Here is a 21,662-nt window from a genome sequence, read left to right on the forward strand (position 1 = left end):
AAAAGAAAATCAAAGTCTTGAAGATATATTTCTTGAGCTCACTGGTGGAGACGAATTTGAAGAAATCATTGATGAACTGTGAGGTGTGATTGATGTCTGATATATTATATATACTAAAATATTCATTAAAAAGTAAAATAAGACCAAGAAAAAATAAAAAAGGAGAATACAAGAAACAAGGAGTTACTGGAACATTATTGAGTTATCTTCTTCCACCGATAATATTTGGAATAATAATAGCACCTTTATTTTATATAACATTTAAAGATTTAAATATACCTTTGTCTACACTGGGAATAAATATAGATTATACATTTACGGATTTGATTTATTCTATGACTTTTATGAGTTTAAGCCTTTTATTTATAATTAATTTTGCTCCAGCTATAATTATTAATTTATTTGGAAGTGAATTTACTTCTGTATTATTAACCATGCCAATAAAAAGAACAAGTATATTTTATTCTTATGCAATAGATAGTTTATTAATGGCAGGAATGCCAATAGGACTTTTTATTCCCATGGTAATTACTTATTCGATGATATCAAAAGTAAACATCTTTATGGCCATTATTTCTATGATATTTTATATATTATTATTGTTATCTATATCTTTTTTAATAGGTATATTTATGTCAAAAATAATGGGAAAAACAACTGCAAATAGAGTATATATGATGACATATTTTTTAGGAATATTTTTATTTGTTTTTGCAAGTAATTTTTTTAGTCCTCAAAAATTTAATACAGAGAATATTCAACAAATAGCTCAAAATTTTGAAAATGCTGGCAACTTTTTTTTAAATAATTTATGGCCTCATAAATTATTTATTGATTCAATGTACGGTAATATAATACCTTTTGGAATTATTGTTTTTCTTAGCATTATATTGATATATATAAATTATAAAATTATAAATAGTTCAGAATTAATATCAAAGTCTAAAAAATCAAAAAAACAACAAAATATAAAAATAAAGAATATAAAAAACCCATTTTTAAGAAAAGATACAAAATTTTTAATGAGAGATTCACAATCATTATTTTTAATATTATATCCTATAATACTTCCAATAATATTCTTTTTTACGGGGCAGCAAATATTTGAAATAATAACAATGGTTTTTATCTTTATAGCTTCATATTATGCGGCTTTTTTAAATGTTTCTTTATTAGTTGAAGAAGGGAAAATATGGCCTTTGCCAAAATTATATCCTATTGATACTCAAAAATTAATAGAATTTAAAGCAAGAGTTCCAATAATAATATTTTCATTAGAATATATATTAGTAACGATAATGTCTTTTTTTGTATTAAAAATATCTTTGATATATTTATTTTTAATAATTCCAGTTATAATTCTTATATATTATTCTACAATACTTGGAACGAGACTTTATGTTGAGAATCCTAAAAGAGATATGAAAAATAAAAATGTTTTAACTGGAAGAGAAGTATTAAAAATAGAGACTATAACCATGACATTATCAGCAGGAATTTTCATACCTATATTCATGTATAAACTATATACTATGAATCCTTTTTGGATATTTAAAAATATGCCAGATATATTAAATAAATTTCTTTTAATAGGAATACCAATAATTATAATGATTATAAACGTATTTATGATAATTTCAGAAAAAAGGAAAATAAAAACAAATATGATAAATTGGGAGTAAAATAAATTGCAGAATTAGTCTGCAATTTATTTTTATATTCTAAAAAAATGATATAAATGTTATAATAAAAAAGAGGTGATAAAATGAAAAAACTATTAAAAAATGCAAAAATTTTAAAAAGTGCCGATGGATCAATTGAAAATAAAGATATAGTTATAAACGAAGATAAAATTGAAAATATATATTTAAATGGTGAAATAGAAGATGAAAAAAATTTTGAAGTTTTTGATTTAGAAAATAAATTAATAGTTCCTGGTTTTATAAATTCACATTCTCATACTATTATGAGTTATTTTAAAGGAAATGCAGATGATATGAGTTTTAAAGAATGGTTATTTGAAAATATGTTACCAAGAGAAGAACTGTTGACACCAGAAATGGCATATTATGGATCATATATTTCTCAATTAGAAATGATAAAAAATGGAATAACATCCTTTGCAGATATGTATATGTTTACAGATCAAATAGCTCAAGCTGCATTAAAGACTGGAATGAGGGCTTTTATAAGTAGAGGTCTTTCATATGATAATGAAAAAGGTTGGCAAAAGAGAATAGACGAAAATATAGAAACTTATAAAAAATATAATAATTATTTTGGAAGAATAAAAATAGGTTTTGGGCCACATGCTCCTTATACTGTTAACCATGAAAAACTCAAAGAAGTTTCTCAATTAGCAAAAAAATATAAAACTCATATACAAATACATTTACTCGAATCAGAATGGGAAAGAAAAGAATATAACCTTAAAAAAATAGAAGAAACAGGATTATTTGATAATCCTACTATCGCTGCACATTGTGTTTATATTGATGATGATGATATGCATGTTTTATCAAGAAATAATGTAACAGTTTCTCATAATCCATCATCTAATTTAAAACTTGGAAATGGTATATGTCCATTAACAAAATTATTTGAAAAAAATATAAATATTACTCTTGGAACAGATGGATCGGCAAGTAATAATTCTCTTGATATTATGAAAGAAGGTTATATAGCTTCACTTTTACAAAAAAGCAAATATGGACCTGAAAAAATTAAAATTAATCAAATATTAAGAATGATGTGGGAGAATTCAGCATATGCTTTTGAAGAAAAAATTGGAAGAATAGAAAGTGGTTATAAAGCTGACATAGCCGTATTAGATTTAAAGAATATAGAATTTCAACCTTTAGAAGATAAAAAAATAAAATCTCATCTTATATATTCAGCCAATAATTCTAATATATGGGGGACTATGATCAATGGTGAATGGAAATATTATAATAAAAAATTGATAAATATAAAATTAGAGGAGGAAAAAATATATGAAAATTTTGCTAAATGGCATAAAAAACTCGAAAAAGACTTTATTAATAATAATATTAGTAATGACTAATATCATCATGTTTTCAGAAAAATTTGAAGATTTAATAAAATTTTCACCATCTAAATATCAAACTAAATCAAGAGAAATAACAAAAGGTGGAAAAGTTCTTGAAACAAATATAGATGATGAACAGGATCATTTGAAAATTGAACTTTATTATAATAAAGAAATATATACAATACATATTGTTAAATTTAATACACTAACTAATTTAACGAAATTCTGGTATGATTTTGTAGAAGACTATGATGACGACGGTATAAACACTGTTATTTCAGCCGTACCATTATTATATGGAAAATATAATTCTTTATATAAAGAAGATATTTTAATGTCCTGGTTTGTTGGTGTTGATAAAATATTTTATACAGTTTATGGACCTACAAAATCAGTAGTAGATGATTTAAAATATAGAATTAATAATTTTAAATGAAATTAGGTGTAAAAATATGAAGTTATACAACAGATTAAGCCGATATTTAAAGGAAAAATATGGTGAGAGAGTTCAAAGATTACCTATTAATGGAGGTTTTACATGTCCAAATAAAACAGGTGAAAAAGGTAGAGGCGGTTGTATATATTGTGATTCTTCTGGATCAGGTTTTGCATCTTTAGTTCCAGAAAAAAGTATAGAAGAACAAATAAAAGCTATGATCAAAAGATATGATGGTAGAGCAAACAAATATATGGCTTATTTTCAATCTAATACTAATACTTATGCTTCTATTAAAGTATTGAAAAAAAAGTATGATCAAGCTTTTATAGATGACAGAATAATAATACTTGATATATCAACAAGACCAGATTGTGTGGATGAAGAAAAATTAGACTTGATAGCTTCATACAAGCAAAAAGTAGATGTAATGATAGAATACGGAGTAGAAAGTTCTAATGAAAAAACTCTTAAATTAATGAATAGAGGACATAATTTAAATGATGTTTATAAAGCAACAAATATGGCAAAAGAAAGAAAAATAGAAGTCATACATCATTATATAATGGATTTTCCCAAAGATAGTGTTGAAGATATAAAAAACATGGCAAAAATATGTAATGAATTAAAAATAGATGGTGTTAAATTACATTCTTTATATATAACAGAAAATACAAAATTAGCAGAAATGTATAAAAATGGAGATATAACTCCTTTAACTATTGAAGAATATGTTAATAGAGTTATAATATTTTTGGAAGAATTAAATCCAGAAATTGTAATTCATAGATTAGTATCAGAACCACCTATTGTTGGAACAATACATGGAAATTGGGGATTATCAAAATCAAAAGTTTTGAGTATCATAGAGAATGAAATGAAAAAAAGAGATTCATATCAAGGTAAAAATTTTAAATAAAATATTATAAATTAAGTAAAACGGATGATCGCAGATGAATAAATCATTTGAGGAAAGTCCAGACTCTAAGGGCAGGGTGCCAGTTTAAATACTGGAAGGAGAAATCCTTGGAATAGGGCCATAGAAAAGAAACCACCTTTTTTTATAAAAGGTAAGGATGGAAAGGCGAGGTAAGAGCTCACCAGTGTCAGGGTAACCTGATAGCTCGGTAACCCCCACCTTGAGCAAGATCAAACAGAAAAGTTAAAGTTGCCCGCTAAGTATTTAATTATACTGCTTTTCAGGTAGATCGCTTAGATAGATGATCATCTATTACAGAATCTGGCTTATAGTTTTACTTGAAAAAACTCCCTACGGGGAGTTTTTTAATTAAAAAACAAATGTTCGATTAAAATTTTTGAACCTATAAATATTAAAATAAATCCACCAAAAACTTCCATAATTTTTCCAAATTTTTTACCAAAAAAACAACCACATTTAATTCCAAATAAGGATAATAATGAAGTTATTATTCCTGTTGAAATTGATGTGATTATTATAGATTTTTTTAATACTGCAAAAGCAACACCAATTGCCATAGCATCTATACTTGTTGCTATTGAAAGAAGAAATATATTTTTGCCTTTAGTTGGATCTTTGAGGTTTTTATTAAAAGAATCTTTATTAAAAGATTCAACTATCATATTTACTCCCAAGTATATGAGCAAAGAAAAAGCAATCCAATGATCAAAAGCTTGAATATATTTGCTAAATAGACTCGCTAAAAGATATCCTGCAATAGGCATAATAAATTGAAAAAAACCAAACATAAAACTAACTTTTAAAGCTTGTTTTTTTGTGACATTCAAAATTGAAATGCCTAAACTAATAGAAACAGCAAAAGCATCCATTGCAAGTGCGGTTGGAATGAAAAAAAAGTCCATTAAAAAATCTCCTCCTATCTAATAAAAAAAGACTTTTGACAGGTAAAAACCTGTCAAAAGTCTCGCAATATATTAAAAAATATATGATAAAACCAGGCAATTAAGCCATTATGTTGATTTTATCTCCTTAAAAGGCAGCTACTCCCTTTCAACAAATGTATTATAACATTAAAAATCATAAAAATTAACAGATAATTTTTATCTGAATAAAAAAGACTCCTTTAAGGAGTCTTTTAATAACTTAACTTTAATTTTCTACTTTTAATTTCATCTTTTAGTGTATTTATAAAATCTTCAACTTTTATATTATCTACATTATTATTTTCTCTTGTTCTTATATTTATAAAATCACTTGAAAGTTCTTTTTCTCCAAAAACAATCATATATGGTATTTTTTTCATTTGTTCTTCTCTTATTTTATATCCAACAGTTGAATCAGATATATTAAGGCTAACCCTTATACCATGTTTTTTTAATTCTTTGGCAAATTTTGTAGCACCATCATTATATTTTTCTGATACAGAAATTATTGAAACTTGTTCAGGAGACATCCATGTAGGAAATGCACCGGCAAAACTTTCGATTAAAATACCAAAAAATCTTTCAATAGAACCAAATATAGCTCTATGCAACATAACAGGTCTAATCTCTTCATTGTCTGGATTTACATAAGTCATATTAAATCTTTCAGGCATTTGAAAATCTAATTGTAAAGTAGCACATTGCCATTTTCTTCCTAAAGAATCTGTGACATAAAAATCTATTTTAGGACCATAAAAAGCACCATCGCCTTCATTTATTTGAAATTTAGTATTAGATTTTTCAAGTGCTGTTCTAAGTGCGCTAATAGCTAAATCCCAAGTTTCAACATCACCCATATGATCTTCTGGCATGGTAGACAATTTAGCTTCATATTCAAATCCAAAAACAGAATATAATTCATCGATTAAATCCATAACACCTATTAATTCATCTTGAATTTGATCTTTAGTACAAAAGATATGAGCATCATCTTGAGTAAAAACTCTAACTCTAAAAAGTCCGTGTAAAACTCCACTTCTTTCATATCTATGAACTTTACCAAATTCAAACATTCTAATAGGAAGATCTCTATAGCTTTTTATATCTTTATTATAAATAACTATATGTCCTGGACAATTCATTGGTTTAACGGCCATTTCAGTATCTTCTTTTTCTGTAAAAAACATATTATCTTGATAATGATCCCAATGACCTGATTGATGCCAAAGATTTACATTCATTATTTGAGGAGTTTCAACTTCAAAATATCCATATTTTTCATGTATTTCTCTTGAAACTTGTTTCATTTCATTTAAAGCTATAGTTCCTCTTTCTAAGAAAAAAGGCATACCTGGTGCAACATCTGTATCTATTGTAAATAGACCTAATTGAGGTCCAAGTTTTCTATGATCTCTTTTTTTTGCTTCTTCAAGTAAATGTAAATGCTCATCCAATTCATTTTTTTTAGTAAATGCTGTTGCATAAATTCTCTGTAACATTTTATTATTTTCATCACCTTTCCAGTAAGCACCAGAAACCGATAAAAGTTTAAAATGTTTTATAAATTTTGTAGAAGGCATATGAGGGCCTCTACATAGATCTATAAAATCTCCTTGTTTATATATAGAAACATTTTCATCATTTATAGAATCTATTAATTCAAGTTTATAAGGCTGATCTTTAAAAAGTTCCTTTGCGGAGTCTTTTGAAACGATACTTCTTTTTATGGGAATATCTTCTTTAACTATTTTTTTCATTTCACTTTCAATTTTTTCAAAATCGTCTTCACTTATCTTTTCTTCAAGATCAAAGTCATAATAAAAACCATTTTCAATAGTAGGTCCAATGGCAACTTTTACATTATCATATATTCTCATAACAGCTTGTGCCATTATGTGAGCAACAGTATGTCTGTATATTTTTGGGGCATCATCATCTTTGAGCGTTATTATACTGACTTCAGAATCTTCTTCAATAGCAGTATCCAAATCTTTTAATTCACCATTTATTTTTGCACCAATAGAATTTCTAAAAAGACCTTCAGAAATCGATTTAGCTATTTCAGAAGCTTTTATTCCGATTTCAAACTCTTTAATGCTTCCATCTGGCAGTTTTATTTTAACCATATTAATCACCTCTATACTGATCTTCAGAAATTTTTTTGTTTAAAAAAATAAAAATATCCATTATAAAAAAATGATAAAAAATATTTTTATAGGGTATATATAATTCGTTTTCCAATAAAAAATTTTTCAATAAAATAGAGTTTATATAAATAAAAATTATAACAAATAATAAAAAATAAAAAATATTTATATAAATAAAACTTGCAACAAAAAGTAAAGCAATACTTATTACTGAATAAATTATTAAAAATATATTAGATTTAATATCATCATCTTTTTTTAAATTTTTTTCAAAAGAATAAATACCAAACAGAAAAATAAATTGAGTTAAGGTAAAAAGTATAATGCTTAAAATAGAAAAATTGCCACTTAAAGTACTATCAACGAACCCAGACAATAAAGCTAAAATAAAAAATGAGCTAAATAATAAATTTATTCCTTTCATACAACACCCCCATAAATTAAATAGAAAGATTTTCTAATTTAATCATTAAATCATGTTCTATAAGTTTGTCAAGTATTTCATCTATTTCTCCATCCATTATACTTTCAATTCTATAAGTAGTATAATTAATTCTATGATCAGTTACTCTATTTTGAGGAAAATTATAAGTTCTTATTTTTTCAGATCTATCGCCTGTACCTATTTGATGACGTCTTTCAGAAGAAATTTCTTTCTGTTGTTCTTCTAACTGTTTTTCAAATAATTTTGCTCTTAAAATATTCATAGCGGCTTCTTTATTTTGATGTTGAGATCTTTCACTTTGATATTGAACAACTATACCTGTTGGTTCATGTGTAATTCTAACTGCAGAATCAGTTTTATTAACATGTTGACCACCAGCACCTCCAGCTCTATAAGTATCTATTCTCAAATCATTATCATTTATATTCACATCTATACTCGTAACTTCTGGTAATACAGCTACTGTTGCCGTAGAAGTGTGAACTCTTCCAGAAGATTCTGTTTGTGGAACTCTTTGTACTCTATGAACGCCACTCTCATATTTTAGTTTCCCATATACACTTTTTCCTTTGATTTTTATTATGGCATATTTGAGTCCACCAATTCCATTATCATTTACATCCATAGTCTCATATTTCCAATTATTTCTTTCGGCATATCTTATATACAATCTCATCAACTCAGAAGCAAATAAACCTGCTTCATCTCCACCAGCACCAGCTCTAAGTTCCATTAAAATATTTCTTTCATCATATTTATCAGAAGGTACTAATAATTTAATGAGTTCTTTTTCTAAAGAATCTTTATTATATTGTAAATCTTGACTCATAGAATTATACTCTTCTTCATCGAGCTCATGAGAATTGTACATTTCAGATAAAGCAGATATATCTTCATTAACAGTTTCAAGATCATTATAAAGTTCTTTTAGCTGATTTAGTCTTGTATGTTCCATACCATATTTTTGTAAACTCTCTGGATCAGTTATTATATCTGGATCAGCGAGTTTAATTTCAAGTTCTTTAAGTTTTTCTAAAATACTATTTTTGAAGCTTAATAAGTCCAAAACACTCCCTCCAGTCTGTTTTTTATAATTATATCATATTAATTTTTAATAAAATATATTCTTTTGAAAGAATATTGTAAATATAAAAAATAAAAGGCGCTGAAGTCTATTCAGCGCCTTGATAATTATCAAATAATTTTACAATGACAGACATACAGCGTCATTGTAAGGGCGCTGAAATCTGGTAGTGGTATTAAATTTTTTTATAAACATTTTATACATAAAAACCACCTCATCATCATAATATATAGATTATAACATTCATTAATTAACATGTCAAATAGAATTCAATCCAGCACTATTCAAAAAATTCCAAGGTTTATTGAAATTGGGTTGAAAGAAAAAATCAATAAAAGCTAAGTCATCAACTTTCATTTTATTTTGTATAAAAACTGATATTGTATTAATCGATTGAGTTAAATCTTCTTTAGAAATTATTTGAGCTCCAAGAATAATTTTAGATTTTTTATCATATATCAACTTTAACAGAAGTTTAGAATAAGTTGGCATAAATTCAGGTCTGTTATTTTCTTTTATTATGGTAGTTTCAATATCAATACCTTTTATTTTTGCCATACTTTCATTTAATCCAGTTGAAGCAATTTTATTATCATAAATTTTAATACCAGAAGTACCTTGTGTTCCTTTGTAAATTATTTTATCTTCAAAAAGATTAAAAGCAACTAAAGTACCCATTCTTACAGCATTTGTTGCTAATGGAATATATTCATAAGTATTTGTAGGATTATATTTAACAGCACAAGCATCTCCTGCTGCATAAACATCTTTAACATTTGTATGCATATATTCATCTACTATTATAGCTCCATTTTCCATCATTTTTAATTTATTTTTAAAAAGGTTTGTATTAGGTTTAAACCCTATACATAAAATGACCATATCTGAGTCATAAGAATTTTTGTCTGTTATCACTTTTTTTACAGAGCCTTTATCATCCTCTTCAAATTTCATAACAGTTTCATCGAGCCTAAGATTTATACCCTTATTTATCATAGATTCTTCAGCTATACCTGTAATTTCTTCATCTAGGTATTTATTTAATATTCTTTTTTGAGTATCTATTAAAGTCACTTTTTTACCAAGTTTTTCAAAAGCTTCTGCAAGTTCAACTCCTATATATCCAGCTCCAATAACTGTAATATTTTCTGAATTTTTTGATTTATTTATGATTTCATTAGAATGATTAAAATTTTTTGATAGAAGAATATTTTTTGAATCAATACCCTCTATATCGGGTATTATTGGCCATGAGCCTGTTGAAATCAAAAGTTTATCATATGAATCTTCGAAAATTTCATTTGTTTTGAGATTTTTAACTTTTAAAACTTTTTTATCAAAATCTACATTTAATATTTCATGAAGCATTTTTGTATTAACTCCCATACTCTTTAATTCATCTGGAGAAGAATAAAAAAGACCTTGTGGATCTTCAACTGTTTTCTCAATATATAGAGCTATACCACAAGATAAAAAAGATATATTATCATTTTTTTCATATACAGTTATATCAATATCAGAATAAAGTTCCTTAGACTTTTTTATAGCCGCCGTTCCTGAATGAGTACATCCAATTACCACTAATTTCATAAAAACGCCTCCTTAAAATATAAGTGAAAAATATAACTTTTTAAATCATATAAAAGCCGATTAAAATTATCTCAATTAAATTTTACATTTTTAAATAAAAAAAGTCAATGTAATATTTTGTAAAGTTATAAAAAATTACATAAATTAAAAATACATTTAATAAAATAACTAAAATATAATATAAAAAGTATTCTAAAAAAATTGTATATATAGTATAATTAAAAGACTATATTATAAGCATTATGAGACTTTAAATGTTCTCATAAATTTTACATTATATTACTATCTTTTAAAAAAAAAACCAGTAAAATATATTGGCCGAGGTGATATAAATTGCTTAATGAAAATTTAAGTGATAAAAATTTGATAATTAATACTGAGAGATTTGAAAAAAAAATAGAAAAAAGTGTTATAATTAATGATTGGAAAACAATTCAATTATTAAATGAAGAATCAGAGATATTGTCTCCAATAAAAGTTGATTTTAAAGTAGAAAAGGTTAGCAATGGTTTCATAGCTAATGGGAGAATTAATACTGAGTTAAAATTGAGTTGTTCAAGATGTTTGAATGAATTTAAGTATAATATTGAATCTGATTTTGAAGCCTATTATATAAGCAAAGATTTTGAAAAGAGTTTGTCTAAGATAGAACATTTAAATTCATTAGATAATACTATATATTATGATGGAATTAATATAGATTTGACAGAAAGAATTATAGAGGCTATAATATTAAAGGTTCCGGAATTACCTTTGTGTAAAGAAGATTGTAAGGGATTATGCCCAAATTGTGGAATAGATTTAAATGAAAATCCAGACCATAATTGTGAAGAAGAATATGTAGATCCAAGATTTGCAAGTTTATTAAATTTATTAAAAGAAGATAAAGATTCAAAATAATAAATAATTTGATATATTTAGAGGAGGTATAAACCTATGGCTACACCTAAACAAAAACCATCAAGAACAAGAACTCACAGAAGAAAAGCAAAATTTTATTCAGCAATAAAAGTAAATGTAGTTACTTGTCCTAAATGTGGAGAACCTAAACTCCCTCATAGAGTATGTTTGAACTGTGGTACTTACGGTGACAAACAGATACTTGAAATAGGAGAATAATTCAATGTCAAAAATCCGTATTGGATTAGACTTATATGGCGGCGATAATGCGCCCGAATCTACGATTCAGGGCGCAATTTTTGCATTTGAAAATAAATTTTTGGAAGATGCAGAACTTGTTATAGTTGGAGAAACAACTGAAGAGGATAAGAAAAAACTACAAAAATATAATGTGAGTTATCTTGAAGGTAAGAATTTAGTAGATAATACTACTAAACCAACACAAATTTTAAAATTAAAAGAATCATCTATATATATTGGATGTCAGAATATGAAAAATTCCAATTTAAATGCCTTTGTTAGTGCTGGTAATACTGGAGCACTTTTAACTGCTGGAACTTTTGTAGCTGGAAGATTAAAAGGAATAAAGAGACCTGCCCTTGCATTGGCTTTACCAGGTAAAAATGGAAAACCAAGAATATTAGTAGATGCTGGTGCTAATGCGGAAGTAAAAGCAGAGCATTACTTTGATTTTGCAAGAGAAGGGATTGCATATGCAAAATTTTTGGGTATTGAAAATCCAAGAGTTGGAATAATAAATATTGGTACTGAAGAAGAAAAAGGGCCACAATTGGTGAAGGAAGCAGCTGAAGTTTTAAAAGAAAATAATATAAATTATATAGGTTTTGTTGAAGCCAGAGAAATTTTTGATGACAGATTCGATGTGCTTTTAACAGATGGTTTTACTGGAAATAACATATTAAAAACTATTGAAGGTACTGCATATTATATATTGAATGAATTAAAATCATCTATAAAGTCTGGAGGATTATTTACAAAACTTGGGGCTTTAATGATGAAAGGTTCTTTATATTCTTTGAAAGGTAAAATTGATTATAGACAGTATGGAGGAACATTTTTTCTTGGAGTGAATGGACATTTAGTTAAAGCTCATGGTTCGTCGGATTCAGAAGCTATAGCAAATGCATTATATGTTGCTTACAAAGCTTCAAAAGAAGATTTATTGTCTAATATACTTATTTGATTTCCAGGGGGTTTATAAATGTGTGGAATAGTTGGATTTATTGGAAAAAATGTTAAAATAAAACATTTAATAAACGGACTTGAAAAACTTGAATATAGGGGATATGATTCAGCTGGGTTATCTTTTATAGAAGATAATAATATAAGTATTTATAAAAAAGAAGGTAAGATAAAAAATTTAAAAGAGTATGTAGAATCTATTTTGGAAAAAGATATTCAAAATGGTATAGCTCATACCAGATGGGCTACTCATGGAGGAGTTTCTGATGAAAATTCTCATCCTCATACAGATCAAAAAAAAGATATAGCTATCGTACATAATGGTATAATAGAAAATTTTCAAATATTAAAAAAAGAATTAATAGAAAAAGGACATGAATTTTTTTCACAAACTGATACTGAAGTTATAGCACATTTGATATCTGAAAATTATTCCGGAAATTTATTTGAAGCTGTTTATGAAACTAAAAGAAGACTTGAAGGAACTTATGCTTTAGCTGTCATACATCGACTTGAACCTAATAAAATAATAGTTGCCAGAAAAGGATCTCCATTAGTTCTTGCTAATTCAAAAGACTTTACAATGCTTGCTTCTGATATAACTCCTTTAATTAAATACACTAAATATGTAAATTTTCTTGAGGATGATGAAATTGCTGAATTAAATTCAGAAGGTTATACCATATATGATGATAATAAAAAGATAATAAAAAGAAATGAAATCCATATAACGTGGGATGAAACTTTAGCAGAAAAATCAGGATATGATCATTTTATGGAAAAAGAAATAAATGAACAACCTCAATCCATAAAATCTGCTTTAAGTGGAAGAATAAAAAATAATGTACCAAATCTCGTAGAACTTGAAAATATAAAAAACTTTATAAAAAATGATCTAAAAAAAATATATATAGTTGCTTGTGGGACGAGTTATCATGCTGGACTTTCTATGGTTTATCTATTAAATGCATATTCAGATTTAGATATAAATATAGAAGTTGCTTCTGAGTTTAGATATATGAATCCTCATGTAGATAAAAATACACTTGTTATTGCTGTTAGTCAATCTGGCGAAACAATAGATACACTCGAAGGTATAAGAATAGCTAAAGAAAAAGGTGCGCATATACTTTCTATGAGTAATGTTGTTGGATCAACAATTCCAAGAGAATCTAATTCGGTTGTTTATATGAATACTGGTCCAGAAATTGGTGTTGCTGCAACTAAAACTTATACAGCACAAATAGCTATACTTTATTTGATTTCAGCACAGATACTTTTTTATAGAGAACAATATAGTACTGAGATAAAGAATATTGTGAGTAAACTTGAAAAAATAGATGAAATTTTTGAAGAGGTTCTCACTACTAAGGAACATATAAAAGAAATATCAAGACAATATGTTAATTATAAGAATATGATGTATGTTGGAAGAGGATTTGGATATACAGCGGCACTCGAAGGAGCTTTAAAATTAAAAGAAATTAGTTATATAAATGCAACAGCTTATCAAGCTGGAGAATTAAAGCATGGACCTATAGCACTTTTAGATGAAGCTTTTCCTGTGTTTGCTATTATACCATTTAATGGATTAAAAGAAAAGATGATAAGTAATATAATGGAAATAAAAGCAAGAAAAGCAAGAGTTATAGCTTTAACATCCAGTGAAGATGAAAGGATAAAAGAGATAGTAGATGATTATATATTAGTTCCTAATATAGAAGAAGCTTTACTTCCTTTGGCAGTTGCGCCTATAACTCAATTATTTTCTTATAATATCTCTATATTGAGACATCTTGATCCTGATAAGCCAAGAAATTTAGCAAAAAGCGTAACCGTTGAATAATACAGGAGGTGTATTATTTGTTAAAAGAAGAAGTTAAGAAAAATGTTGATGAAATCAAAGAAATTATGGAAAAATATGACGCCGAGGATATAAAAATATTTGATATGGAAAAATCATCATTATTGGTGGATTATTTTGTTATTGTTACAGGAAATTCAGATACACATATGAATGCGTTAAGAGACTATGTGGTAAAATACTTAAAGGAAAATGAAATAAAATTAACTTATCATGATAAAACAAGAGGATCAGATTGGTTAGTTGTTGATACAGGTAATATAATAGTTCATATATTTTCCAGAGATGGAAGAGAATTTTATGACTTAGATTCTTTATGGTCAAAATATTTATTAAAATAAATCACTCACAGAAATATTATTCTTACCTCGGTGCCATCTTAAACTATATGTTGGCCGGTAAGTTTTGATTTCTGGCGGGAAAACCAAATCGGAGGTGTTTTTTTAATGTCAGTAGTAAGCATGAAACAATTATTAGAAGCTGGTGCTCATTTTGGGCATAGAACAAGAAGATGGAATCCAAAAATGGATCCATATATATTCACAGAAAGAAAAGGAATACACATCATAGACCTTCAAAAAACATTGCAGTCTATTGAAGAAGCTTATAATTTTTTAAGAGACAAATCAACAGAAGGTGCAGAAGTTTTATTTGTTGGTACAAAGAAACAAGCACAACAAATAGTTGCTGATGAAGCAAAAAGATGTGGCGGATATTATGTAAACAACAGATGGTTGGGAGGATTATTAACAAACTTCAAAACTATTAAAAAAAGAATTACAAGACTTGAAGAATTAACAGAATATGTTGAAACAGAAGAATTTGCAAAATTACCTAAAAAAGAACAATCAAGAACGAAAAGAGTTCTTGATAAATTAGAAAAGAACCTTGGTGGATTAAGAGGTTTAAATAAAGCTCCAGATGTTATTTTCTTTGTAGATCCAAGAAAAGAAGAAATAGGTATTCAAGAAGCAAATAAATTAGGAATTCCAACAATTTCAATGGTTGATACAAATTGTGATCCTGACTTAATAGATTTTGTTATACCTGCCAATGATGATGCTATAAGAGCTATAATGTTGATCGCTTCAAAAATGGCTGATGCTGTTATAGAAGGAAGAGAAGGTAGAGTTGATACTTTACCAGAAGGAAATAAAGGATCAACAAGCGAAGAAGAAAATGAAATAATAGAAAAATTAGATGCAGAAGATAAATATTCAGATATAGCAAATGAATTGGAAGATGAAGAAGAAGAAAACTAATAATTAAAACTCCAAATTAACTCCGACCTGTAAATTCGGTCGGAGTTTTTTTGAAAAAATAAATTATATTGGGAGGAATATTTGTGAAGTTTTATATTAAAACATTTGGATGTCAGATGAATGTTAATGAATCTGAGATTATGAGTGGTCTCCTAACTCGAGAAGGTTATGAATGGACTGAAAATCCAGAAAATGCCAATCTTATAATCTTAAATACTTGTGCTGTTCGTGAAAAAGCAGAGAATAAAATGCATGGAGCCATAGGTGAATATGGTAGGTTTAAGAATAAAAATAAAGATTTAATACTTGCTGTTGGTGGATGTTCATCAGAAAAAGAAAGAGATGAAATATTAAAAAGACATAAAAAAGTCAATTTTATATTTGGAACAAGAAATGTAGTAGATATAGTTAATATGGTAAATAGAGCAAAAAGAGGAGAAAAATTTTCTGATTTTTCTGATAAATTATCAGATATGAGTCATGACTTACCAAAGATGCCAAACAGTTTACATCATGCTTGGGTTACAATCCAATATGGATGTAATAAATATTGTTCATATTGTATAGTTCCTTATACAAGAGGATTTGAGAAAAGTAGAGATTTTGAAGATATAATAAATGAAGTTAAAGATTATGCTAAAAAAGGATATAGAGAAATAACTTTCCTTGGTCAAAATGTTGATTCATATGGAAAAGACTTTGGAGATGGAAAACCAAAACTTGATAAATTAATAAAAGAAGCTGCAAAAGTTGAAGGAATAGAGAGAATATGGTTTATGACTTCTTATCCTTCTGATATTACAGATGAGCTTATTGATACAATAGCAAAAGAACCGAAAGCAGCTAATTATTTTCATTTACCCGTTCAAGCTGGTAGTAATAATATGCTTGAAGCGATGAATAGAAAATATACTAAAGAACAATTTTATAAACTTGTTCATAGAGTCAGAAGTAAGGTTAAAGGAGTTACTTTAAGTACAGATATTATAGTAGGATTTCCTGGAGAGACTCATGAAGATTATCTTGAAACTTTACAGTTGATTAAGGATATAAGGTTTGAAAAGGTAAATATTGCTGAATATTCTCCAAGAGAAGGAACAATAGCAGCAAAATTTAAAGAAGATAATGTTAGTAAAGAAGAAAAAAATAAAAGATTGATGGAAATTGTTGAGATTGAAAAAAATATAGGTAGAGAAGAAAATGAAAAATATGCTGAAAAAATTATTAGAGTTATTCAAGAAGGTAAAACTAAACATGGCATGCATTTTGGAAGAACTATTAATAATAAAGTAGTTATGTTTGACTCTATCGATGAATATAATGGAAAATATGTTGATGTTAAAATTAGAAGAGTTTCAGCAGGACCACTTTATGGTCAAAAAATAGCAGATGAAACTCAAGTCGATTTTAAAAAAGAAGATCCGACATTAAAAATTTTTGATTGATATGAAAGAACATAAATTTAATTTTTATTTGGACAATAGAATCTTAGAAGTTCAATTGTTCTCAACTAAAAGAAAAACTATTCAAATAAAAATTGAAAATCAGAAAAAAATAAAAGTAAATGCTCCTTATACATTAAAAATAGAAGAAATAATATATATATTAAATAAAAAATCTAATTGGATAAAAAATAAAATAATTTTTTTTGAAAAGAAAGGTTATGTAGAATTAAATAAAAAGTTTGAAGAAGGAGAAAGATTTTTATTTTTGGGTGATGAGTATATTTTAAAATTTTTAAATGGAAAAGGAGTAATAAATAAAAGTATATATTTAGAAAAGAATTTTTTAATATATACTTATAGGAAAAATGATCCAGATTCTATAAAGAATAATTTGAAAATTTGGTATAAAAAAGAAAGTTTAAATATCATAAATAAAAGAATTAATCATTATAAGAAATATTTTGATTATAATCCAAGAGATATAAAAGTAAAGGAACAAAACAAAAGATGGGGTAGTTGTACTTATAAAGATGATTTATTGTTTAATTGGAAAATTATTATGATGAAAATTGATGTAATAGATTATATAGTCATACATGAAATGTGTCATATGAAGTATAAGAATCACTCAAAAGATTTTTGGATTTTAGTTTCTAATATAATACCAGATTATAAGGAAAAAGAAAAATGGCTTAAAGAGAATTCATATAAAATTGTATTTTAAAAAAACACAGATATCATTTTGATATCTGTGTTTTATCTTTCTATACTATTAAAAGATTTAAGTATCTGGTCAACTAAAGGTTTTAACTCTTTTTTTGTAGCTGTTTTGGCATATTCGGCGTTTAACATTTCTCTAAACCATTTTTCTGTAGTAGATTTTTTTATTAAAGTATTATCAGAAAAGAGTTCGGAATTATACATTGAATTCAAAACATTTGAAAATAAGCTACTAACTATTTCTTCTGAAGCTTCTTTCATAGTTGTATTAGAACTATTAATACTTGTATTATAAACAGGACCAATCATAATTACATCACCACTAAATCTGCATATATGAAGTTTCCAGCAGAGAGATTTTGAATTATAGCTATTAAATCTTGAGGAACAGCACCAGCAGCTTTTAAAGCAGATATTACATTATCAATCGTTGCTGGACTTCCATTTACTTGACCATTTTTAATAGATAGCACAAAGTTTCCATAACTCGTTGTTGTATCGGCAACTTTTACATTTCCTCCAAATATTATAGAACCTGTTTTTTCATTGATAATAATTTTAGCTTTATTATCCGGCTGAACTTCTACATCTTCTATCATTGCAAGAAAAGAAATAAGGTCATCTTCGAATACGGCTGGAACATTTATTTTTATCGATGAAGCATCTATTGCTTTTGAAATTTTATTTGAAAAAGTAACATTTATAGCTCTAGAAACTCTAGATGCTGTTGAAAGATCAGGGTTTTTAAGATTTATTGTCACTGTATCTTCATTCACTAATTGTGTTGGAATTTCATTTTCCACTATAGCTCCTTGCGGGATAGAACCAGAAATTTTATATTTTTTTTGTTGATTTGAGCTTGTTTTTACATCTGTTCCTCCTGTAATAACACTACCCTGAGCTACAGCATATACCCTTTTATCAGCACCTTGAAGAGGAGTTTGTATTAAATATCCATTTTCTATAGATTTTGCATCTCCAACTGCCGTTACTGTAACATCTAATTTCATTCCAGGTTTATAAAAGGCCGGTATATTGGCAAATACCATTACAACAGCTGTATTTTTTGAATTTAATTTTGAATCTGTTTCAAGACCAAGATTAGCCATCATATTGGATAGCATTTCAGAAGAAATATTTCCTGAATCTCCAGATCCATTTAAACCAGTAACAAGACCTATACCAAATAGTTGATTATCTCTTGCACCCCTAAATTCTGATATATCTTTTATTCTAACCGCAGAAAATGAAATGGCGAATGAAAAAATTATTATTGAAACTATGAGGAGTTTTTTACTCATCTTTTACACCTCCATTAAAAGAATATATTTGCAATTCCAGATAAAAGTGAAGAAGTCCAAGAAGGTTCATTTGGATCTTGTTGGAATATTACATCACCATCATACCATATTTTAGAATTAGCAATTTTAGATGATTCTATAAGACCACTTTTACTTATAGAACTGTTATCTACATATCCTTCAACTATTATTTTTTTTCTTTGTTTTCCAACTTTTATTTCTTTTTCTCCTCTAATTTTATAAAGATTTCCATTTTTTTCACTTATTATTCCTGAAATATATACCTTAACAGAAGCTTGAGAAGATGATGAATTTTGTTTATTATTTACTTTTACATCAGCTGTATCTGTTGTATTTAAAGGTAAAAAATTTTTCAAATCAACTCCACCTATACTTTTAAAAACAGAACCTAAAGAGTCAACAGTAGCACCTTTATAGTCTGCCATATCATCAGAAAGAGAAAAAGTTGGGTTTTCTGAAACAGATATTGTTATTATATCACCAATATCATATTCCTTTTGATAGGAGTAGATAGGTGCATTATTTTCATTCCATAATGAAGTTGCAAATATAAAGGAACAAGTAAGTAATATAGAAATTATAATATAAAATTTCTTCAAGGAGTATCACCTCCATTCCCAATATATAAAATGGGACCTTCTTTTAATATTCCTGTTATTTTTTTATTTGTAACTGTATTCACAACAGTTAAAGACTCACCTATAAAACCATCATTTAAAGCTTTTCCCCAAGAATTCACAGATATACCAGAAAAATTTACTACTATTGTTACTATATCATTTCTTTTTATATCGGGAATTCTTTTTAAATAAATAGGATTCAATATTTCATCTTTTTTTACGTATTTATTTGTTATATATTTTTCAAATTCAAAATTTTCAGATGTTAAGATTTTATGGTTTAAAGTTAATATATTTGTAGTAGCTTCATAAGTATTATTTTTCATTATTTTTTCGTTTCTGTTCAAATCATCCTTATAGAATAATACTTTTTTGAAATCAGCGACTGTTAGGATATAATTTCTGAATAAATTAGCACCATCTTTAGTCTTTATATTTGCATAAATATAAAGTTTATCTTTATTTAAGAAATTACGTGTTATTTCAATACTTTCAACATTTAATTTTTCTTTTATATCAGGAAGTTCTACTAAACTCAAATTTGGAAAGTTATCATAAAAATAATTTTTTAAATATTTTTCTAGATCAAAAAAGTCTTCAACTTTATTTTTTTTATCGATTCTTATGATTATCACAGTTTCAGACTCAAATTTCAATTCAAAATCATTGTAATAACTTTTTAATATTCCATACATAGTTTTTTCGAGATTATTTGAATTAAATATAGTTTTTTCTGAATTTAAATATCCTATTACTCGATTTATATTTAATTCTGGTATTAAATCATTCAAAGATAAAATTTCATCATCTGAATAAACTTCTTTTGGAATATAAAAAGTTTTTAAAGAATAGACTTGAGATATTGAAAATAACATCAGTAATAACATTAAAACTAATTTTTTCATAAAAAAATCCTATTATCTTTTAAGATTTGATACAGTTCTTAACATCTCATCTGAGGTTGTTATTGTTTTTGAATTTATGTCATAAGCTCTTTGAGCTACTATCATGTTAACCATTTCTTTTACAACATCTACATTTGATTTTTCAAGATAACCTTGTTGTAATGGTCCAAATCCGTCTTGATTAGGAATTCCTTCAACTGGATCACCAGATGCTGGAGTTTGTGTATATAGATTATTTCCAATAGGTTTTAATCCAGCTGGATTAACAAATCTTACAAGTGTCATATTACCAAGATTTTGTATTGTATCATCTGCAAATTTAACACTTACTATACCATCAGGAGAAATAGAAATTTCTTGAGAATTTGCAGGTATAACTATATTTGGAACTACTAAAAGGCCATTAGATGTTGTTAATCTTCCTTCACCATCTCTTTTTAAAGAACCATCTCTTGTATAAGCTATTCTTCCATCTTGAAGTTGAACTTGTAAAAATCCATCCCCCATTATAGCTATATCTGTAGATCCACCTGTTTCTTCAGGATTTCCAATAGAAAATATTCTATTTGTTGCAGATAAAGTTGTTCCATGACCAACATATAGACCGGTTGGTAATGAAGAATCTTGAGCTGTAGGAGTTCCTGCTTCTCTTACAGCTTGATACAATAAGTCTTGAAATTCAGCTCTTTGTCTTTTAAAGCCAGTTGTTTCAACATTTGATAAGTTATTTGAAATTATGTCTAATTTTCTTTGTTCTGCATTCATTCCGGTTGCAGCACTGTATAAAGATACTAGCATCTCATG

General features: G+C 26.8%; 22 protein-coding genes and 1 other RNA gene. 13 read left to right on the forward strand and 10 right to left on the reverse strand.

Annotated elements, in window-relative coordinates; all coding sequences use genetic code 11:
* Positions 1–92 precede the first annotated feature (92 nt).
* The 5 genes from C7380_RS01500 to rnpB all read left to right on the forward strand — a co-directional run bounded on the left by C7380_RS01500 (position 93) and on the right by rnpB (position 4,752).
* Entirely contained in the window at positions 93–1,682 is a 1,590-nt protein-coding gene (locus tag C7380_RS01500; RefSeq protein ID WP_109603720.1) for a permease-like membrane multi-spanning protein, read from the forward strand.
* A gap of 83 nt (positions 1,683–1,765) precedes the next feature.
* A complete protein-coding gene (locus C7380_RS01505; protein WP_109603721.1) occupies positions 1,766–3,064 on the forward strand; it encodes an amidohydrolase in 1,299 nt (432 codons plus the stop codon).
* Positions 2,994–3,488, forward strand: coding sequence for a hypothetical protein (locus C7380_RS01510; protein ID WP_109603722.1), 495 nt, complete (start codon positions 2,994–2,996; stop codon positions 3,486–3,488). The genes C7380_RS01505 and C7380_RS01510 overlap by 71 nt, the downstream gene beginning before the upstream one ends.
* A 16-nt stretch (positions 3,489–3,504) precedes the next feature.
* Positions 3,505–4,407, forward strand: coding sequence for a tRNA modification radical SAM protein MnmL/YtqA (mnmL, locus tag C7380_RS01515; RefSeq protein ID WP_109603723.1), 903 nt, complete (start codon positions 3,505–3,507; stop codon positions 4,405–4,407).
* Positions 4,408–4,419: 12 nt separating this feature from the next.
* Positions 4,420–4,752, forward strand: an RNA gene (gene rnpB / locus C7380_RS01520) — RNase P RNA component class A.
* Between the two features lie 20 nt (positions 4,753–4,772).
* On the opposite strand, the gene C7380_RS01525 is transcribed toward rnpB, so the two are convergent.
* The 5 genes from C7380_RS01525 to C7380_RS01545 all read right to left on the reverse strand — a co-directional run bounded on the left by C7380_RS01525 (position 4,773) and on the right by C7380_RS01545 (position 10,617).
* A complete protein-coding gene (locus tag C7380_RS01525) occupies positions 4,773–5,330 on the reverse strand; it encodes a manganese efflux pump MntP (RefSeq protein WP_109603724.1) in 558 nt (185 codons plus the stop codon).
* Positions 5,331–5,563: 233 nt separating this feature from the next.
* Positions 5,564–7,477, reverse strand: coding sequence for a threonine--tRNA ligase (gene thrS, locus C7380_RS01530; protein WP_109603725.1), 1,914 nt, complete (start codon positions 7,475–7,477; stop codon positions 5,564–5,566).
* Between the two features lies 1 nt (position 7,478).
* Positions 7,479–7,922, reverse strand: coding sequence for a hypothetical protein (locus C7380_RS01535; protein WP_109603726.1), 444 nt, complete (start codon positions 7,920–7,922; stop codon positions 7,479–7,481).
* A 16-nt stretch (positions 7,923–7,938) separates the two neighbouring features.
* Positions 7,939–9,009, reverse strand: a complete 1,071-nt coding sequence (prfA, locus tag C7380_RS01540) for a peptide chain release factor 1 (protein ID WP_109603727.1) — start codon at positions 9,007–9,009, stop codon at positions 7,939–7,941.
* Between the two features lie 276 nt (positions 9,010–9,285).
* Positions 9,286–10,617: an FAD-dependent oxidoreductase gene (locus tag C7380_RS01545; RefSeq protein WP_109603728.1), complete on the reverse strand. Its 1,332-nt coding sequence runs from the start codon at positions 10,615–10,617 to the stop codon at positions 9,286–9,288.
* Between the two features lie 333 nt (positions 10,618–10,950).
* Between C7380_RS01545 and C7380_RS01550 the strand changes: the two genes are divergently transcribed.
* The 8 genes from C7380_RS01550 to C7380_RS01585 all read left to right on the forward strand — a co-directional run bounded on the left by C7380_RS01550 (position 10,951) and on the right by C7380_RS01585 (position 18,015).
* The gene (locus C7380_RS01550; RefSeq protein WP_206050489.1) at positions 10,951–11,517 is read left to right on the forward strand and encodes a YceD family protein; all 567 of its coding nucleotides are present in this window, start codon (positions 10,951–10,953) and stop codon (positions 11,515–11,517) included.
* Positions 11,518–11,553: 36 nt separating this feature from the next.
* Positions 11,554–11,736, forward strand: coding sequence for a 50S ribosomal protein L32 (gene rpmF / locus C7380_RS01555; RefSeq protein ID WP_109603729.1), 183 nt, complete (start codon positions 11,554–11,556; stop codon positions 11,734–11,736).
* A gap of 4 nt (positions 11,737–11,740) precedes the next feature.
* Positions 11,741–12,721: a phosphate acyltransferase PlsX gene (plsX, locus tag C7380_RS01560; RefSeq protein WP_109603730.1), complete on the forward strand. Its 981-nt coding sequence runs from the start codon at positions 11,741–11,743 to the stop codon at positions 12,719–12,721.
* 18 nt (positions 12,722–12,739) lie between these two features.
* Positions 12,740–14,566 carry a glutamine--fructose-6-phosphate transaminase (isomerizing) gene (glmS, locus tag C7380_RS01565; RefSeq protein WP_109603731.1) on the forward strand — a complete coding sequence of 609 codons (1,827 nt, stop codon included), beginning with the start codon at positions 12,740–12,742 and terminating at the stop codon, positions 14,564–14,566.
* A 17-nt stretch (positions 14,567–14,583) separates the two neighbouring features.
* Positions 14,584–14,925 (forward strand): ribosome silencing factor, encoded by a 342-nt coding sequence (rsfS, locus tag C7380_RS01570; protein ID WP_109603732.1) that lies wholly within the window; start codon positions 14,584–14,586, stop codon positions 14,923–14,925.
* A gap of 105 nt (positions 14,926–15,030) precedes the next feature.
* A complete protein-coding gene (gene rpsB / locus C7380_RS01575; RefSeq protein ID WP_109603733.1) occupies positions 15,031–15,846 on the forward strand; it encodes a 30S ribosomal protein S2 in 816 nt (271 codons plus the stop codon).
* Between the two features lie 83 nt (positions 15,847–15,929).
* Positions 15,930–17,291 carry a tRNA (N6-isopentenyl adenosine(37)-C2)-methylthiotransferase MiaB gene (miaB, locus tag C7380_RS01580; protein ID WP_109603734.1) on the forward strand — a complete coding sequence of 454 codons (1,362 nt, stop codon included), beginning with the start codon at positions 15,930–15,932 and terminating at the stop codon, positions 17,289–17,291.
* A 1-nt stretch (position 17,292) separates the two neighbouring features.
* Positions 17,293–18,015 (forward strand): M48 family metallopeptidase, encoded by a 723-nt coding sequence (locus tag C7380_RS01585; RefSeq protein ID WP_109603735.1) that lies wholly within the window; start codon positions 17,293–17,295, stop codon positions 18,013–18,015.
* 32 nt (positions 18,016–18,047) lie between these two features.
* Here the strand turns inward: C7380_RS01585 and C7380_RS01590 are convergent, their stop codons facing one another.
* From C7380_RS01590 to flgG, 5 genes are read right to left on the reverse strand one after another with little or no spacing between them, the layout of a single operon-like run.
* Positions 18,048–18,320, reverse strand: coding sequence for a rod-binding protein (locus tag C7380_RS01590; protein WP_109603736.1), 273 nt, complete (start codon positions 18,318–18,320; stop codon positions 18,048–18,050).
* Positions 18,321–18,322: 2 nt separating this feature from the next.
* Entirely contained in the window at positions 18,323–19,312 is a 990-nt protein-coding gene (locus C7380_RS01595) for a flagellar basal body P-ring protein FlgI (protein WP_109603737.1), read from the reverse strand.
* Positions 19,313–19,326: 14 nt separating this feature from the next.
* Positions 19,327–19,932: a flagellar basal body L-ring protein FlgH gene (locus C7380_RS01600; protein ID WP_109603738.1), complete on the reverse strand. Its 606-nt coding sequence runs from the start codon at positions 19,930–19,932 to the stop codon at positions 19,327–19,329.
* Positions 19,929–20,858, reverse strand: coding sequence for a flagellar basal body P-ring formation chaperone FlgA (gene flgA / locus C7380_RS01605; RefSeq protein ID WP_109603739.1), 930 nt, complete (start codon positions 20,856–20,858; stop codon positions 19,929–19,931). The genes C7380_RS01600 and flgA overlap by 4 nt, the downstream gene beginning before the upstream one ends.
* A gap of 12 nt (positions 20,859–20,870) precedes the next feature.
* Positions 20,871–21,656 carry a flagellar basal-body rod protein FlgG gene (gene flgG, locus C7380_RS01610; RefSeq protein WP_109603740.1) on the reverse strand — a complete coding sequence of 262 codons (786 nt, stop codon included), beginning with the start codon at positions 21,654–21,656 and terminating at the stop codon, positions 20,871–20,873.
* Positions 21,657–21,662 lie beyond the last annotated feature (6 nt).

It is taken from the genome of Oceanotoga teriensis (genome assembly GCF_003148465.1).
GTDB classification, from domain to species: Bacteria; Thermotogota; Thermotogae; order Petrotogales; family Petrotogaceae; genus Oceanotoga; species Oceanotoga teriensis.

What these genes read in the sequence shown, in the direction of transcription:
- glmS (WP_109603731.1), top strand. Translation starts at nt 12,740, where the DNA reads ATGTGTGGAATAGTTGGATTTATTGGAAAAAATGTTAAAATAAAACAT.
- C7380_RS01545 (WP_109603728.1), bottom strand. Translation starts at nt 10,617, where the DNA reads ATGAAATTAGTGGTAATTGGATGTACTCATTCAGGAACGGCGGCTATA.
- rpmF (WP_109603729.1), top strand. Translation starts at nt 11,554, where the DNA reads ATGGCTACACCTAAACAAAAACCATCAAGAACAAGAACTCACAGAAGA.
- C7380_RS01500 (WP_109603720.1), top strand. Translation starts at nt 93, where the DNA reads ATGTCTGATATATTATATATACTAAAATATTCATTAAAAAGTAAAATA.
- C7380_RS01505 (WP_109603721.1), top strand. Translation starts at nt 1,766, where the DNA reads ATGAAAAAACTATTAAAAAATGCAAAAATTTTAAAAAGTGCCGATGGA.
- thrS (WP_109603725.1), bottom strand. Translation starts at nt 7,477, where the DNA reads ATGGTTAAAATAAAACTGCCAGATGGAAGCATTAAAGAGTTTGAAATC.
- mnmL (WP_109603723.1), top strand. Translation starts at nt 3,505, where the DNA reads ATGAAGTTATACAACAGATTAAGCCGATATTTAAAGGAAAAATATGGT.
- C7380_RS01510 (WP_109603722.1), top strand. Translation starts at nt 2,994, where the DNA reads ATGAAAATTTTGCTAAATGGCATAAAAAACTCGAAAAAGACTTTATTA.
- C7380_RS01525 (WP_109603724.1), bottom strand. Translation starts at nt 5,330, where the DNA reads ATGGACTTTTTTTTCATTCCAACCGCACTTGCAATGGATGCTTTTGCT.
- flgA (WP_109603739.1), bottom strand. Translation starts at nt 20,858, where the DNA reads ATGAAAAAATTAGTTTTAATGTTATTACTGATGTTATTTTCAATATCT.
- C7380_RS01590 (WP_109603736.1), bottom strand. Translation starts at nt 18,320, where the DNA reads ATGATTGGTCCTGTTTATAATACAAGTATTAATAGTTCTAATACAACT.
- C7380_RS01595 (WP_109603737.1), bottom strand. Translation starts at nt 19,312, where the DNA reads ATGAGTAAAAAACTCCTCATAGTTTCAATAATAATTTTTTCATTCGCC.
- C7380_RS01585 (WP_109603735.1), top strand. Translation starts at nt 17,293, where the DNA reads ATGAAAGAACATAAATTTAATTTTTATTTGGACAATAGAATCTTAGAA.
- flgG (WP_109603740.1), bottom strand. Translation starts at nt 21,656, where the DNA reads ATGCTAGTATCTTTATACAGTGCTGCAACCGGAATGAATGCAGAACAA.
- C7380_RS01535 (WP_109603726.1), bottom strand. Translation starts at nt 7,922, where the DNA reads ATGAAAGGAATAAATTTATTATTTAGCTCATTTTTTATTTTAGCTTTA.
- rpsB (WP_109603733.1), top strand. Translation starts at nt 15,031, where the DNA reads ATGTCAGTAGTAAGCATGAAACAATTATTAGAAGCTGGTGCTCATTTT.
- plsX (WP_109603730.1), top strand. Translation starts at nt 11,741, where the DNA reads ATGTCAAAAATCCGTATTGGATTAGACTTATATGGCGGCGATAATGCG.